Genomic DNA, 16,222 nt, shown 5'->3' with positions numbered 1-16,222 from the left:
TATTTATATTTCACTTTTTTTTAGAGTAAAGCCAAATGTTGTCCCAACACCTTCTGTACTTCTCACGTTTATTGTTTGTCCATGACTTTCTATAATATGTTTTACTATAGATAACCCCAATCCACTTCCACCATCTTTCCTTGATCTCGATTTATCAACTCTGTAAAAACGCTCGAATAAGCGTGGTAAATGTTTTTGAGAAATACCAATACCGTTATCAGCAACTTCAATTAAGATACTATCTCCCATATCAAACAATCTAACTTCTGTTTTGCCATTAAGATTACCATAATTAATTGAGTTGACGAGTAAATTTGTAATTACATGATGAATTAAGTCTCTATCAGCGTGAACTAGTGTTTGCGACTTATTTTCATAATCTAAGCTAATTGAAATATTTTTTGATTTGGTTTTAATCTCGAGTTGTCCAATTATTTCTTCAATTAATAAATTAAGGTTCCAATCAGAAAAATCAATGCTATAATTATTAGACTCAATACTTGTGATTACATCTAAATCATTTAGCATAGTTATCATTCTATCTATTGACTTTGAAGCACGATCTAGATATTTAATATTTACATTATCATCATATATAGCGCCATCTATAAGAGTATGGATAAAACCCTGCATATTAAAAACAGGAGTTTTTAGTTCATGAGATATATTTCCAATGAATTCTCTTCTGAAGGTTTCCATTTTTTTTAATTCATCTAATTCAGATTTATTACGATTCAAAAAAATAAAAACATCATTATTTACTTTTTCTAAATCTGTCTCAATTTTTTCAGAAATTCCTTTTTGACTAAGAATGGTTTTATATATGACTTTTACTTTTTCACTTATGAAATTGGTTAATATTAAATTATTAGTAAAGTAGCATAAACCTAAAACCAATAAAAAAATTATTATAGGATTCGTAAGGTCGAAATTTCCTCTAGCGTAAGTAATTAATAAAAATAGTAATGATGTTAAAATCGCTAATAAAAGTGATGAATAAAATGAAATTGTTTTTGGATTATTAAATTTTATCATTAGCATTCAAATTTATACCCTACCCCTTTAATTGTTTTAATATAATTTGGATTAGTTTTGGATCTAATTTTTCTTATGTGAACATCAATCGTTCTATCTCCAATTATTATATCATTACCCCATACTTTTTCTAATATTTCTTGTCTTTTAAAAACCTTCCCGGGCTTTGACAGAAGTAATTCATAAAGTGCAAACTCTTTTTTTGTAATGTCAACTAGATTATTTTTGTATTTTAAAATAAATTTTTCAGAGTCTAAAGAAAGGTCTCCAATATTAACTATTTGATTTTGATTATTAAATTCTGATTTTCTTCTTAGCAAAGCATTTACACGACTTATTAATAGGCGGGGTCGAATTGGCTTTGTAATATAGTCGTCCGCTCCGGAATCAAGTCCAGCTATTTGAGTGTAGTCTTCTGATCTGGCAGAAAGAAAAGTAATAATTGTTTCAGAAAGATCTTTAATAGATTTAATTCTATGACATGTAGTAATGCCATCCATGTCTGGCATCATAACATCTAAGATAATTAAGTCTGGAAGGAACTTTTTTGCTATTTCAATAGCTTCAATTCCGTTGTTTGCCAATTTAACCTCAAATCCTTCTTTGACAAGATTATAGCTAATAAATTCAAGAATATCATCTTCATCATCAACAACTAAAACTTTTGGTTTCATATATAAATAATTTTCAAATTTATAATAAATATAAAGATATTACATCTAAATAATTAATTTTACAAAAAAAAATGAAGGTTATAAAATATTTTTACATATTCTTTTTGTTGATATCATGCTCAAATCAATCTCAAATATCATTAACAAAACTTGAAAAATCAGACAGATTAGAAGAAGCTAAATTAAATTTAATAGAATTAACAAAAAAAGAGGATAACAATTATAGTTTTAATTTTGATATTCAAAATTTTGGATTAGGAATTCAGACAGATAATGAAAATGCATTTAAATTAGCTAATTCTAAAAAAGGTCAACATATTCACCTGATATTAAATAACGATCCATATTTTGCTAAGTATTCAGCAAGTTTTGAACATAAATTAGACTCAAACAATAATGTAATTCTTGCTTTTTTATCAAGATCATATCACGAGTCTGTTAAAAATGAAAATGCATTTATTTTAACCCAAACTGGAGATCAATACGACTTAAATAATGAATTTCTGTTTTACAGTAGACCTAAGGGAATCTATAAATTAGAAGATTCAAAAGAGATTTTATTAGACTTTTATCTAGTGAATACTAGTATTTCAAAAAATGGCAATAAAGTTAGAGCAACAATTCAAAATCAAGAGTTTATTTTATATGAATGGCGTCCATATTTAATTAATGGATTAGAAAAAGGTGAAATATCAGTTAAACTTGAGCTTTTGGACGCCAATGGTGAAATAATAAAAACTCCATTCAACCCTTCATCAAGATCATTTATTATTGAATAGTTAAATCTTTTGGCTGCTAACAATTTATTTTAACATTCACTTAATGTATAGTTGTTTTTTATATAATATTCAGTAAACGCTATGTTAATTTAAAATGTATTTGTTTGCATAAAAATTTTTAACCTAATCAAAAAAAAATGAAAAAGAACTATTTAAACTTTTTATCAATTCTTGCTCTATCTGTCTTAGTTGCATGCGGAGGAAGCGATAGTACAACTCCACCAGAGCCTACTGTAACAACTACATACTCTGGTGTAATTACAGAAAATACAACTTGGACATCTGACAATGTTTACACATTGGACGGACGTGTTGTGGTTCCAAGTGGTGTTGAACTTACAATTGAAGCAGGAACTGTTATTAAAGCAAATGCTGGACAAGAAGCTAATGCTTGTGCATTTATTGTTGCAAGAGGTGGTAAAGTATTTGCTAATGGAACAGCTGCTCAACCTATTATATTCACTTCTTCAGCTGATGAAATAACTAACGATCATTCATCATATCCTGGATTTGCTAATCTTGATCCTTCATATAAAGGATTATGGGGCGGTGTGATTATATTAGGTAATGCTGGTATTTCAGCAGATGCTGAAGCGGTTCAAATTGAAGGAATTCCTGCAGACGATACAAATGGATTATACGGTGGAACTAATGATGCAGATAATTCTGGTGTATTTAAATATGTTCAAATTCGTCATGGTGGAACGCTACTAGGAGAAGGTAATGAAATTAATGGATTGACACTGGGTGGTGTAGGAACAGGAACAGAAATTCATCACGTTGAAGTTGTTGCAAATGTCGATGATGGTATTGAATTCTTTGGTGGCAGTGTAAACGCCTCACACCTAGCAGTACATAGCCAAGGAGATGACGCAATTGATATTGATCAATCTTACAATGGAACAATAACAAACATTGTAGGTATAGCTGATTCAGAATCTGATCATGCTTTCGAAATAGATGGCCCAGAAGGAGCATGGGACGGTTTATTTACTATTAATGGAGCAACTATGATGGGTTATAATGATGAAACAATTAACGGAGAATATGCTGATTTTAGAAAAGAAGCAATGGGTTCAATGAGTAATGTTTTATTTTACAACTTTTCTTGCGGTTCAGATTTTGAAATTGATGGTGGAAGCTCAACTGCAAATCTTACATTCTCTGGCTTAGTATTTGATGTATCACATTTACCAGCTACAGATGGATCTGATAATGCTTGTAAATTAACTCCAGAAGACATTTGTGATGATCAAACTGGCAACAATACTAATTTTAATGCTACTCTAGGTAATTCGGGTGGTGCAGATAAGTCTCAATTTACAGGTTGGACTGCTGGAACGTATTAAAAACTTGTTAATATTTTAACATTTAACTTTTTATATCTCACCAAATCTTTAATAGATTTGGTGAGATTTTTTATATCATGATTTTAAAAAAAATATTATTATTTTCATTTACAGTTCTTATTCAATCTCTTTTTGCTCAAAATGGAACTATTAGAGGTTTGATTATAGATGATGAAACTGGAGAGCCTATGTTCGCTGCAAGCGCTGGTATAGAAGGAACAACTAATGGGTCGTCGTCCGATTTTGATGGTAACTTTGAAATTTCAATTGCTCCGGGAAATTATAATTTAGTTGTTTCATTTATTGGCTATAATTCTACCACCATTTCGAATGTTAAAGTTGTAGAGGGTGATGTGACATTTTTAGGATCAATAAGACTAAAAAATTCAGCAATTAATGTCGAAACAGTAGTTGTATCAGCTGAAGCAATCAAGAGTTCTGAAGCTGCAATTTTAACAATCAAAAAAAAATCTGTAAATGTTATTGATGGTATTTCATCTGAAAACTTTAAAAAAATTGGTGACAGTGATGCAGCAGTAGCAGTTAAGAGAGTCCCAGGTGTTTCGGTCCAGGGAGGTAAATATGTATATGTTAGAGGCCTGGGGGACAGGTATACAAAAACAACACTAAATGAATTAGATATTCCTGGACTAGACCCGGATAGAAACTCTATCCAACTAGATATTTTTCCAACAAGTATAATTGACAATATAATTGTCAAAAAAACATTTACATCTGATCTACATGCTGATTTTACTGGTGGTGTCGTGAACTTAAATACAAAAGCATTCCCAGAAACTTCAAAACTCAACTTATCATTTGGATTAAGCTACAATAATAAAATCCATTATAACCCATTTAATTCAAATAATAATTTTTTATCATACAATGGAAGCAATACCGACATCTTAGGATTTGATAATGGAGATAGAGATCTGCCAATAAGCCCAACACTTCTAGATAATATTGTAGATATTAGATTGTCAGACACAGAATTTGTAATTAATGCAACAAAGAGTTTTAATAGTGAATTAGCCACAAAAAGAATGAATAATTTAATTGATGGCAGCTTTGGTATTTCTGGTGGCAACCAAAAAGATATTGGTGATTTAAGATTGGGCTATATTGGAGCTTTATCTTACAAGAAAAGCTCAAGTTTTTTTGAAGATGTTGAACAAAACGAATTTGAGAAAAACGATGATAATACTCAGAATAATTTAGTGTTAAATAAAGAACAAATAGGTGATATTGGAAAAACTGAAGTGTTAGTTAGTGCGATGGCAGGAGCTGCTGTAAAGACATATAATTCAAAAATAAAATTGAATCTTTTACATCTTCAAAATGGCGAGTCAAAATCTGGATTTTTCGTTGAAAATAATTATGAAAGTAATTTTAATTCCATAAAAAAAGAAAATTTAGAATATACAGAAAGATCCCTTTCAAATATTTTAATTGAAGGCAATCATAATTATAAAAATGGAGATATTAAACTTATATGGAAAGTTTCACCAACATATTCTAAAATTAGAGACAAAGATATTCGTGAAACTGCATATGAAATAAATGACGGCAATTATACTATAGATGTTTCTAATGCAGGGACTCCATCAAGAATGTGGAGAAATCTTAACGAATATAATGTTGCTTCTAAAATTGGTATCATCAAAAATCATGAAATTTTCAACTTTGATGCAAAAATGAAATTTGGATTTAACTATACTTTTAAATTTCGTGATTATGAAATTTTACGTTATTTAATCACACCTCAAAACGTCACTGCTGCTTCAGGTTTAACCGGCGATCCAAATGAATTACTCACGACTCAGTTATATGACATATCAACTGAATCAGGATTTTATATAAAAGGAGAATATCAACCTTCTAACAAGTACTCAGGGATTAAGTCAAATTTAGCTGCATATTTTTCTGAAGAGTTTCAGTTAAGTGAAAACCTGAAATCAATAGCTGGTTTAAGAATTGAAAAATATGATCAATTTTACACTGGTGTAAATCAATCAGGAGTTGAATATAATAATGAGAATGTTTTATCAAATTTTGATTTCTTTCCATCTTTAGGCGTTATTTATACATTAAATAAATCCTCAAACTTAAGAGGAACTATTTTTAAAACAACTGCTCGACCATCTTTCAAAGAAAAATCAAATGCGCAAATATTAGATGTGCTTTCTGGAATAACTTATATCGGAAATATAGATTTAATCTCTTCTGATATACATAACTTTGATGTCAGATATGAATATTTTGGAAAAAATAATCAAACGATTTCGATAAGCGGATTTTATAAAGGAATAGACAATCCAATAGAAATGACATCTTTTTCTTCTGACCCAGATAATATTCAACCAAGAAATACAGCAGAGTCGAAAATTTTTGGACTTGAATTTGAAGCTCGAGCCAAATTTTCATTTCTGAATAATTGTTATGTCAATGTAAATTCTTCAATTATTAAATCCGAAGTAGTAATTATTAATGAAGAATTGAATTCTAGACAAAATAACTTAAGAGTAGGTGAAGAAATAGATAAAAGTTGGTTTGGAGATGAACTAGTTAGAGAAATGCAGGGTCAAGCACCATTTTTAATAAACGCTGGATTGAGTTACAAATTTGAAGATTTAAATACAGAAGCTAGTATTTTTTACAATGTTCAAGGGCCAACATTATCAATCGTAAGTATGAATAAAATTCCTGATATTTATACTGAGTCATTTAATAGTTTAAACCTTAAATTATCATCAAAAATAAACAGTAAATCAAAAATTTCAATAAGCATTAAAAATTTATTGGATGATGAAAAAGAAATGAGTACAAGATCATTTGGTGTTGAAAATGCTACATTTCGAAAATATAATCCTGGAAGATACTTTAGTGTTAAGTGGTCTTATGATTTTTAACGAAATTTTATTTAATGTTAATTTAACAATTATATAACACTCTACATCTACTGACATAATTTAGTAAATATATATTTGTTTTTTAAATTTAGTTAGATGGATTCAAAAATAGATATTAGCAAAGCACTATATACAATTATAATGATTACTGTGTATTCTGTTGCAGTCATAATGGGTTGATTTCTAATAAAATGCCCAAAAACTTCTTCAAAAAATCTAGTTACCCCACTAACCTGTGGATTCATAAAGACGAAAGAAAATTCCTGACTTTCGTAGTTTTTGCTTTTGTTTTAGCAATGTTTTCTACTCCTTACCCTCAAATTGGCATGTGGGTTGGCTTCGTATTTGCTGCCTATGCAGCTGTTGCGAATGATAGTATTCAAACACTGGGTACATTCATCGCGTCTAACCAAGAAAAGAAATGGTGGGTACTTTGGATATTTATTGGTGGTATTTTCCTAGCTACTGTTGGTTATTCATGGTTTGTTTTTGATGGCGATGTGAGTCATGGTCGACTCTTGGCTAAAGGTTTTGAAAAAAGTCCAACTAATTTTCACTTTCTGCAAATAGCTGCTCCAGTATTTTTATTAATTCTTACTCGATTGAGAATGCCTGTTTCTACAACATTCATTCTACTTACATCATTTGCTGCCGCTCCTGCTGCAGTAGGTAAAGTACTTGCAAAGAGTATGAGTGGTTATGTGCTAGCCTTCTTTATGGGATTCATAATTTTTATGCTTATATCTCAATGGGCTAAAAAGAAATTTACCGGTGAAGCTAAGTTTGGATGGACCATTGCTCAATGGATTACAAGTGGCACATTATGGTCTGTATGGCTAATGCAAGATGCCGCAAATATTGCTGTTTACCTCCCAAGAAGCATGAGCTTTGGACAATTTGCAGGTTTTGCTGGTATTGTATTTATCGGCTTAGGTTTACTACTCTACTATAAAGGTGGACGAATTCAAAAAATTGTTACTGAAAAATCAGTTGTTACTGATGTGCGATTTGCTACCATTATTGATTTCATATACTGCATTATTTTATTCTACTTCAAAATATACTCCAAAGTGCCAATAAGTACAACATGGGTGTTTATCGGTCTATTAGGTGGTAGAGAGGTAGCTATGGCTATCCGTAATTCTGGCGAAAATAGCACCGCTATGGCTTTCAAGCTACTAATTAAAGATTTCTCATATGCTTTGATTGGTTTAATTATATCCATCGCTATTGCTATCGGCGTAAATGAACAACTAACATTCAGTTCTATGTTAGTTGAAATACCAAAAGAATTTGCCGCAGGTATTAGCAAATTCTTTGGAAAGCTAGGATTCTAAATTCAAAATATATTATTTAATTGATTGGCTCCTCCATAATAAGAGGAGCTTTTTTTTATTTTCGCCATATGAATTGGGTATTTGAAAAACAGTTATCGTTTGAAGAGAAAGCTCTAAAGGTATTTCATCTTCAAGCTAATAATTGTGAACCCTACAAACGGTATTTGAGCTTACTTAAAACCGACATTAATAGCATTACATCAATTCATGATATTCCTTTCTTACCCATAGAGTTTTTCAAAAGCCACTCGATTGTATCAAACACTAACACTATTCAAAAAACATTTACTAGTAGCGGAACTACGGGACAAGAGGTAAGCCAACACCACCTCACTGACCTCAATATATATACTGAAAGTTTTATGCAAGGGTTTAGTCACTTTTACGGTAAGCCAAAAGACTATCGCATACTAGCACTACTTCCCTCATATCTTGAACGAGAAGGTTCTTCATTAGTTTTTATGTGCAATCATCTTATAAAGGATAGCCAACACCAAGAAAGCGGATTCTACCTCCATAATCTTGAAGATTTAGCAAAGCTGTTAGCTCAGCCAACTGATGGAAAAACTTTGCTTATCGGTGTGAGTTACGCTTTATTAGATTTAGCTGAACAGTTTCCTCAACAACTGCAAAACGTCATAGTAATGGAGACTGGAGGAATGAAAGGACAACGAAAAGAAATGATAAAATCAGAACTTCATGAGGTTCTTAAAAAAGCTTTTCAGCTGAACACTATTCACTCAGAATATGGCATGACGGAATTGCTTTCTCAGGCATATTCCAAAAGCAATGGAATTTTTGAAACACCACCTTGGATGAAAGTAATCATTCGCGACACTCAAGACCCTTTTACCATTTTGGATCACCAACAAACTGGAGGCATAAATATCATAGACTTAGCCAATATCAATTCCTGTTCATTTATAGCTACACAAGATTTAGGAAAAACAATTAATGAACTCTCTTTTGAGCTAAAAGGTCGTTTCGAACTTTCAGACATAAGAGGTTGTAACTTACTTATTCAATAATGATTATCAGAAAAGCCAAAGTAAACGAACTGAATCAAATTATGGAGGTCTATGATTCATGTGTAAGGGGCATGATAGAACTAGGTATTGATCAATGGGACGAAAGCTACCCTAACAGAGAAGTCATAAAAAAAGACCTAGAAACTGGAGATTATTACGTGGGTATCATTAATGATGAAATTGTATCAGGTATAAAAATTGATGCCAAACAAGACCCTACATACCTAGACATAGATTGGCAAGACAAAACAAACAACTTCATGGTAGTTCACCGTCTGTGTGCTAAAGTTTCTGTTTGGAACAAAGGTGTAGGAAAGCAAATGATGAAATATGCTGAAAAATTAGCTCTAGAAAACAAACATATTTCTATGCGTTTAGACACCTATATCAATAATCCAAAAGCCATCGCCTTTTACAAACGGATTGGCTACAAACAACTTGGACACATCAATCTTAAGCCTCATAAAGATATTTACTACTGCTTCGAAAAAATGCTTTAAAAAATTAAGAATTTAATATCTTGCGGGTATGTTAAAAGAAGATATTTTACAAGCCCAAAATGAATGGGGAAAAGGAGTAGTTCAGATTGGAAAAAATAAACTAGAGGCAAAAGAGTTTGTAAGCAAAATGTACGCCAACGAAATCTTAATGAAGCCTACTATGGCTAAAGAACAAGCTTTTAGAACGAATCATCCAGATATTATCTCTTATTTTATTAGTGGACATATTTCTGAGGACAATGGTTTTGCTCTAAAACCTTGGACTAAAGTACGCTTTGAAAATGAGGGTATAATCTTCAAAAACCAACAAGCATTTGCTGTCGGACACTATTACTTCACCGACAGAAATGGCGATGAAACGAAAGTAGAATACAGTTTTGGTTATATCATTGAAGATGGCGAGATAAAGATTAATCTACACCATTCGTCACTACCCTAGTTAACAGTTATAAGGAAATAATTTTTCTTGCCTTTTTGTACCAATAAATATTTTTGGGAAATGAGGTCATTTTCAGATAGCACTTTCTCTGCTGTGATTTTTTCTTTATTGATACTAACAGCATTACTCTGAATCATACGTCTTGCCTCGCCTTTTGAAGAAAACACCTGAGTTTTTTCTGCTAGAAAATCAAAGATATCCGAACTCAAATCATCTTTACTAATAGAAAACTGTGGCACTCCTTCAAAAACGGAAAGAAAAGTATCTTCATCCAATGACAGTAAATCTTCTGAAGTAGATTTTCCAAATAAAATATTTGAAGCTTTGATAGCAGCATCTAAATCTTCTTTAGAATGTACGCGAATAGTAATGTCCTCAGCTAAGGTCTTTTGCAGTATTCTCATATGTGGTGCTTCCTCATGCTGAGCCTCTAATTTTTCAATCTCCTCTTTCGTTAGAAGAGTAAAAATACGAATGTAATTTTTAACATCCTCATCAGAAGAGTTTAACCAAAACTGATAAAACTTATAAGGAGAAGTGAGTCGCTTATCTAACCAAACATTTCCTTCTTCTGTCTTTCCAAATTTTCCGCCGTCGGCTTTTTTAATCAATGGCGTAGTAACAGCAAAAGCCTCACCGCCATCCTTTCTTCTTATGAATTCTGTTCCAGTTGTAATATTTCCCCATTGATCAGAACCGCCTAATTGTATCCTACAATTTTTGTTCTTAAACAACCAATAAAAATCATAGCCTTGAACCAATTGGTAGCTAAACTCCGTAAAACTCATACCTGTTTCTAACCTAGATTTAACAGAGTCTTTCGCCATCATATAATTGATGGAAATATGTTTTCCTGCTTCTCGAATAAAATCTAAGAAACTAAAGTCCTTAAACCAATCGTAATTATTGACAATCTCTGCCGAAGTATCGCCGCAATCGAAATTTAAAAACCGTTCCATTTGCTTCTGAACACTTTGTAAGTTGTGCTGTAAAACTTCTTCGGAAATCATATTTCTTTCTTTAGATTTTCCAGAAGGATCACCAACCATACCAGTGGCTCCGCCCATTAAAGCAATGGGCTTATGTCCACAACGCTGAAGGTGAACTAATATCATTATTTGCACCAATGAACCAATGTGTAAAGAATCAGCTGTAGGGTCAAAACCTATATAAGCTGTAGTAACTTCTTTTTGTAATTGCTCCTCAGTTCCAGGCATGATATCGTGTATCATACCTCTCCATTTTAATTCCTCTACAAAGTTCATTGATGTATAATTATTTGAGCAAATATAAATAATGTGAAATTTTAGGACTATTTTTTCTCTACCTTTGTTGAAGATGATTTTTATTACAGGTGGAACAGGATTAGTTGGAGCACATATTCTCCTAAAATTAACTCAAGAAGGCAAGAGCGTTCGAGCTTTAAAACGCAAAACAAGCTCTTTCTCAATCGTTGAAAAAATATTTAACTACTACAATCAAAGCGAATTATTGCAGAAAATTGAATGGGTAGATGGTGACTTATTAGATATTTTGTCGCTTCAAAATGCCATTGAAGGCTGTGACACTGTTATTCATTGTGCTGCACTGGTGTCGTTCGACTCAAAAGATATTGAGAAAATGATGCAGTTCAATGTTGAAGGAACAGCTAATATTGTCAATACATCTATAAAATTTAATGTGTCCAAATTAGCCTATGTTAGCTCAATAGCAGCACTAGGAAATTCGGATTCAGATATTGAAAAAACAGAAGATAATTACTGGAAGCCTAATCCTCACAATACGGCTTATTCCGTTAGTAAATACCTCTCAGAACAAGAAGTTTGGCGAGGCACACAAGAAGGGCTTGACGCCGTTATTGTAAACCCATCAGTAATTTTAGGCCCTGGCGATTGGTCGAAAGGAAGCTCTCAGCTTTTCGAAAAAGTATGGGATGGTTTGAAGTATTTTACGACTGGAAGCACTGGCTATGTAGATGTTATTGATGTAGCCAATGTAATCATTCAACTTTCTGAAAGTGAAATTGTAAATGAACGCTTTATCTTAAACTCAGAAAACTTAGCGTATAGTCAAGTTTTCGAATGGATTGCTGAAAGTTTGAACCGACCAAAACCACATATAAAAGTCACCCCTTTTATAAAGGAATTAGCTTGGCGATTAGAGTGGGTTAAATCTTTAGTCACACGAAAGTCCCCCTTAATCACTAAGGAAACTGCTAATAAATCTATGGTAAATAGCAGTTATTCTAACGCAAAGATTAGCAAAACTCTCTCTTACAAATTTATTCCAATAAGACAAAGCATTAAGAAATATAGCACATGGTTTTTATCGGAAAAAACTAGTTCCTAGACTCTTCCAGCATTAGCTCAAAATCTTGTAAAATATTTCCATAAATATCATACAATTCATCCTTGCCATCCTTAAGGTAATACTTCCAGCTGGACTGGAATTCTTCTTCCGTATAGCCCTGCTTTAAATATGTAGAGGACAGTATAGAGTCTATTTTTTCATCCGAAATCACGCCATCATATTGATACGTATTAAGTGTTGATATGAGCAATTGCCTTTCTTTTAGAATTTCTTTCATGTCCTCTGTACTGATTGAAACTTGAGTACTTTGCTCTTTGTTTGTGCAAAATGCAAACAATAATAATGATGCGAATAAAAAATATTTCATTTTTCAAAGTTAAACAACTTAATTAATACATATATAACCTTATATTTGTGACTTGTTATAACAATTAAAAAAAAACGCAATGAAAAATTTAATGTATGTTCTAGCGATTGCTGTTATGGGCCTAGTTGCTTGTGGTGCACCTGCTGAAAAAGCTGAAGTAGTTGAAGAAACTACTACTGAAGAAACTACTGCTACTGCTGATACAGTTGAGGTGGTTGCTGAAGAAGCTGAAATGGATTCTACTGCTACTGAAGAAGCTGCAGAGTAATTCTTAAAAGACACTTTTAAAAAAAGGGGCGTTTGCCTCTTTTTTTATACCCTGTCAAATAATAAGCGTTGTCCTTTTTGAGATTCATCAAAATGACCATCCTTATATGCCAGATGACCATTAATCCAAGTATGAGTCACTTTTGAATTAAAGGTTGTGCCTTCAAATGGTGACCAAGCACATTTATATAAAATGTTTTCTTTTGAAACTTCCCATGGATTATCTATGTCTACTAACACTAGGTCAGCCGCATAGCCTTTTCTAATAAAGCCTCTACCCTCTAATTGAAAACATACGGCAGGAGCATGGCACATTTTTTCAACCACTTTCTCTAAACTTATTTTACCCTGATGATAAAACTCCAACATAGCAGATAATGCATGTTGAACCAAAGGACCTCCCGAGGGTGCTTTAAAGTAGGTGTTGTCTTTTTCTTCCAAAGTGTGTGGGGCATGGTCCGTAGCAATAATATCTAATTTATCATCGAGTAAAGCTTGAAAAAGTTGGTCTCTATCCGATTTGCTTTTAACAGCAGGGTTCCACTTTATATGTGTTCCTTTTTCTGCATACTGACTATCATCAAACCACAAGTGGTGAATACACACCTCAGCCGTTATGCGTTTTTCTTCAAGAGGAATATCATTTCTAAACAACTCTATCTCTTTGGCTGTTGAAAGATGAAAAACATGTAATCGAGTATTGTGTTTTTTGGCAAGCTCTATAGCCATGGAAGAGGATTTATAACACGCTTCCACACTTCTTATCTTTGGATGTTGTTCAATAGGAACGTCCTCGCCGAACTGTTGCCTTGCTAATTCAGCGTTTGCTTTCACGGTTTCTTCATCTTCACAATGCACAGCAATTAACATTTTAGACTCTTTGAATATTTTCTCTAAAACCTCTCTATTATCAACCAGCATATTTCCAGTGGAAGAGCCCATAAATATTTTTACCGCCCCAACATTTCTAGGATTGGTTTTTAGGACTTCCTCAAGATTATCATTTGAAGCACCCATAAAAAAGGAATAATTTGCTAATGACACCTCACTTGCTCTTTTGTACTTTTCTTCGAGTAATTCTTGAGTAAGAGTTTGAGGGTTGGTATTAGGCATCTCCATAAAGGATGTGATACCTCCAGCAACAGCGGCTTTAGACTCTGTATAAATTTCTGCTTTATGAGTAAGTCCTGGTTCTCTAAAGTGAACTTGATCATCAATCACACCAGGGATAAGGTGTTTGCCATTTGCATCAATAATGGTATCGGCAACATAGTCAATGGACTCACCAATTTGAGCAATAAGACCATCTTTTATTAACACATCTGAACGAAAAATTTGACCCTCATTAACGATTTGGGCATTTCGAATTAATGTGCTAGGCATGAGGTTTTTGTTTGAGTGTGGTAAATAAACTTCTAATTTTCATCTGAATAACGCCGATGAAGGCTTCAAAAAATATGGAAGTATCCATTTTAGAATAGCCCTCTTTTCGGTCAGTAAAAACAACCGGAACTTCTATAATATCAAAGCCTGACTTCCACGTCTTGAACTTCATTTCAATCTGAAATGCATAACCTACAAATTGGATTTTATCCAAATTTATAGTTTCTAAAACTGACCGTCTGTAACAAATAAATCCTGCTGTTGAATCATTAACTGGTAAGCCAGTTACAAACTTTACGTATTTGGAGGCAAAGAAAGACATCAGTAAACGACTCATTGGCCAGTTTACAATATTAACACCATTTGTATATCGTGATCCAATTGCTAAATCATTATTTTTTTCTTGACAAGCAGCATACAGCCTTAATAAATCATTGGGGTCGTGTGAGAAGTCAGCATCCATTTCAAAAATAAAGTCGAATTTTTTTTTCAATGCCCACTTAAACCCATGAATATAGGCTGTTCCTAAACCAAGCTTTCCTGTTCTTTCTTCGATATGCAGCCCCTTGAATTCGGTTTGAAGTGATTTTACAATTTGAGCTGTACCATCAGGAGAACCATCATCGACAATTAAAATATCAAACGCTTTTTCAAATGAAAAAACTTTACGGATAATTCGTTCAATATTTTCTTTCTCGTTATAAGTTGGTATAATTACTAAGCTGTCAGACATGCTAAATTCAATAATTTGTAAATATAATTAAATTGTGAATGTGATGTCATAATATTTAATTGTTACAGAATAGTATTTTTTCAATTTTAAAACGTTATTTTTTAACCGATGTTACTACCATTTTATTTAAAATTACATTAAATTTGAAGCACCTAACTTAATCAATTCATTATGAAACAAATTTTATTCTTTGTAGCCTCATTATTCTCTTTTAGTCTTATCGCTCAAGATTGTAGCGAGATATTTATTTCTGAGTATGTTGAAGGTTCATCAAACAACAAAGCTATTGAAATATACAACCCTACTTCATCTGCGGTAGACTTAGGTGCATACAAAGTGGTTCGCTATGCCAATGGTAATGGTAATATTGACGGAAGTGGCGGAAGTGATGAGATGACACTTTCAGGTTCATTAAGTCCATATTCTACTTGGATAATTACAAACAGTGATACAAATTCTACTAATGAGTTTGGCTATATTGAAATTGAACTTTATAATATGGCTGACCAATTAGCCCCAGAATATCCATCGCCATTATACATGAATGGTAATGATGCAATTGGTCTTATTAAAAATGGCGTCTTAGTCGATTTAATTGGAAAAATCAGTGAAGATCCAGGTGATGCTTGGACGGATGATGTTACTGCTGGTTTTACAGATGCTAACGGTGGTGCTTGGTGGACAAAAAACCATACCCTAGTTAGAAAAAGGACAGTAAAAAAAGGTGTTGGTTCCAACCCTATTTTATTTGACCCAACTGCTGAGTGGGACTCATTGCCTAACAACACATGGACTGAATTAGGCTCTCACGATTGCGATTGCGAAAGCACACCTTCATCAATTCAAGATAACGATTTAACATCTTTTATAATTTACCCAAACCCTGCTAAAATCGGACAATCATTAACGCTGAAAGCAACTAAGGGTATCAAAGAATTGTTCTTAATAAATGTTCTTGGACAACAAATGAAAGTAGAATTCATTAATTCTGGAGAGAATACTATTTTTAATACTTCTAACCTCTCAAAAGGGCTGTACAATATAAGCATGGTGTTTGACGATTATTCAGTCAGAACCTCTGCTATTATCATTAAATAACTTAACTATTT

16 protein-coding genes are annotated in these 16,222 nt (G+C 32.6%); 10 read left to right on the top strand and 6 right to left on the bottom strand.

All coding sequences use genetic code 11. The annotated features are described in order from the left end of the window. Window positions 1-3: 3 nt before the first annotated feature. Entirely contained in the window at window positions 4-1,035 is a 1,032-nt protein-coding gene (locus ISP73_02370) for a sensor histidine kinase (protein MBL6657430.1), read from the bottom strand. Further along, window positions 1,035-1,709, bottom strand: coding sequence for a response regulator transcription factor (locus ISP73_02365; GenBank protein MBL6657429.1), 675 nt, complete (start codon window positions 1,707-1,709; stop codon window positions 1,035-1,037). The genes ISP73_02370 and ISP73_02365 overlap by 1 nt, the downstream gene beginning before the upstream one ends. A gap of 71 nt (window positions 1,710-1,780) precedes the next feature. Between ISP73_02365 and ISP73_02360 the strand changes: the two genes are divergently transcribed. The 7 genes from ISP73_02360 (at window position 1,781) to ISP73_02330 (ending at window position 10,053) form a co-directional block, all read left to right on the top strand. Then, window positions 1,781-2,488, top strand: coding sequence for a hypothetical protein (locus ISP73_02360; protein MBL6657428.1), 708 nt, complete (start codon window positions 1,781-1,783; stop codon window positions 2,486-2,488). Between the two features lie 137 nt (window positions 2,489-2,625). After that, window positions 2,626-3,837, top strand: a complete 1,212-nt coding sequence (locus tag ISP73_02355) for a hypothetical protein (protein MBL6657427.1) — start codon at window positions 2,626-2,628, stop codon at window positions 3,835-3,837. A gap of 77 nt (window positions 3,838-3,914) precedes the next feature. Further along, window positions 3,915-6,749, top strand: coding sequence for a TonB-dependent receptor (locus ISP73_02350; protein MBL6657426.1), 2,835 nt, complete (start codon window positions 3,915-3,917; stop codon window positions 6,747-6,749). 191 nt (window positions 6,750-6,940) lie between these two features. After that, entirely contained in the window at window positions 6,941-8,086 is a 1,146-nt protein-coding gene (locus tag ISP73_02345) for a hypothetical protein (protein ID MBL6657425.1), read from the top strand. Window positions 8,087-8,154: 68 nt separating this feature from the next. Beyond that, window positions 8,155-9,114 carry an acyl transferase gene (locus ISP73_02340; GenBank protein MBL6657424.1) on the top strand — a complete coding sequence of 320 codons (960 nt, stop codon included), beginning with the start codon at window positions 8,155-8,157 and terminating at the stop codon, window positions 9,112-9,114. Continuing rightward, window positions 9,114-9,614, top strand: coding sequence for a GNAT family N-acetyltransferase (locus tag ISP73_02335; GenBank protein MBL6657423.1), 501 nt, complete (start codon window positions 9,114-9,116; stop codon window positions 9,612-9,614). Before ISP73_02340 ends, ISP73_02335 begins: the two co-directional genes overlap by 1 nt. Before the next feature lie 28 nt (window positions 9,615-9,642). Beyond that, a complete protein-coding gene (locus ISP73_02330; protein ID MBL6657422.1) occupies window positions 9,643-10,053 on the top strand; it encodes a hypothetical protein in 411 nt (136 codons plus the stop codon). Here the strand turns inward: ISP73_02330 and ISP73_02325 are convergent. Then, entirely contained in the window at window positions 10,050-11,318 is a 1,269-nt protein-coding gene (locus ISP73_02325) for a tyrosine--tRNA ligase (protein MBL6657421.1), read from the bottom strand. The two genes, ISP73_02330 and ISP73_02325, sit on opposite strands and share 4 nt — an antisense overlap. Window positions 11,319-11,391: 73 nt before the next feature. On the opposite strand from ISP73_02325, the gene ISP73_02320 reads away from it, so the two are divergent. After that, window positions 11,392-12,402, top strand: a complete 1,011-nt coding sequence (locus ISP73_02320) for an NAD-dependent epimerase/dehydratase family protein (protein ID MBL6657420.1) — start codon at window positions 11,392-11,394, stop codon at window positions 12,400-12,402. On the opposite strand, the gene ISP73_02315 is transcribed toward ISP73_02320, so the two are convergent. Continuing rightward, entirely contained in the window at window positions 12,392-12,730 is a 339-nt protein-coding gene (locus ISP73_02315) for a DUF4296 domain-containing protein (GenBank protein MBL6657419.1), read from the bottom strand. The two genes, ISP73_02320 and ISP73_02315, sit on opposite strands and share 11 nt — an antisense overlap. A 79-nt stretch (window positions 12,731-12,809) precedes the next feature. Here ISP73_02315 and ISP73_02310 point away from each other — a divergent pair, with 79 nt between their 5' ends. Next, window positions 12,810-12,998 (top strand): hypothetical protein, encoded by a 189-nt coding sequence (locus ISP73_02310; protein ID MBL6657418.1) that lies wholly within the window; start codon window positions 12,810-12,812, stop codon window positions 12,996-12,998. A gap of 44 nt (window positions 12,999-13,042) precedes the next feature. On the opposite strand, the gene ISP73_02305 is transcribed toward ISP73_02310, so the two are convergent. Then, window positions 13,043-14,380: a dihydroorotase gene (locus tag ISP73_02305; protein ID MBL6657417.1), complete on the bottom strand. Its 1,338-nt coding sequence runs from the start codon at window positions 14,378-14,380 to the stop codon at window positions 13,043-13,045. Then, window positions 14,373-15,113: a polyprenol monophosphomannose synthase gene (locus ISP73_02300; protein ID MBL6657416.1), complete on the bottom strand. Its 741-nt coding sequence runs from the start codon at window positions 15,111-15,113 to the stop codon at window positions 14,373-14,375. The genes ISP73_02305 and ISP73_02300 overlap by 8 nt, the downstream gene beginning before the upstream one ends. A 171-nt stretch (window positions 15,114-15,284) precedes the next feature. Between ISP73_02300 and ISP73_02295 the strand changes: the two genes are divergently transcribed. Further along, entirely contained in the window at window positions 15,285-16,211 is a 927-nt protein-coding gene (locus ISP73_02295) for a lamin tail domain-containing protein (GenBank protein MBL6657415.1), read from the top strand. Window positions 16,212-16,222 lie beyond the last annotated feature (11 nt).

The organism is Flavobacteriales bacterium (genome assembly GCA_016779935.1).
GTDB lineage: Bacteria > Bacteroidota > Bacteroidia > Flavobacteriales > UBA7312.
Note: the sequence above shows the minus strand (reverse complement) of the source record. Positions and strands in the feature narration are given on the sequence as shown.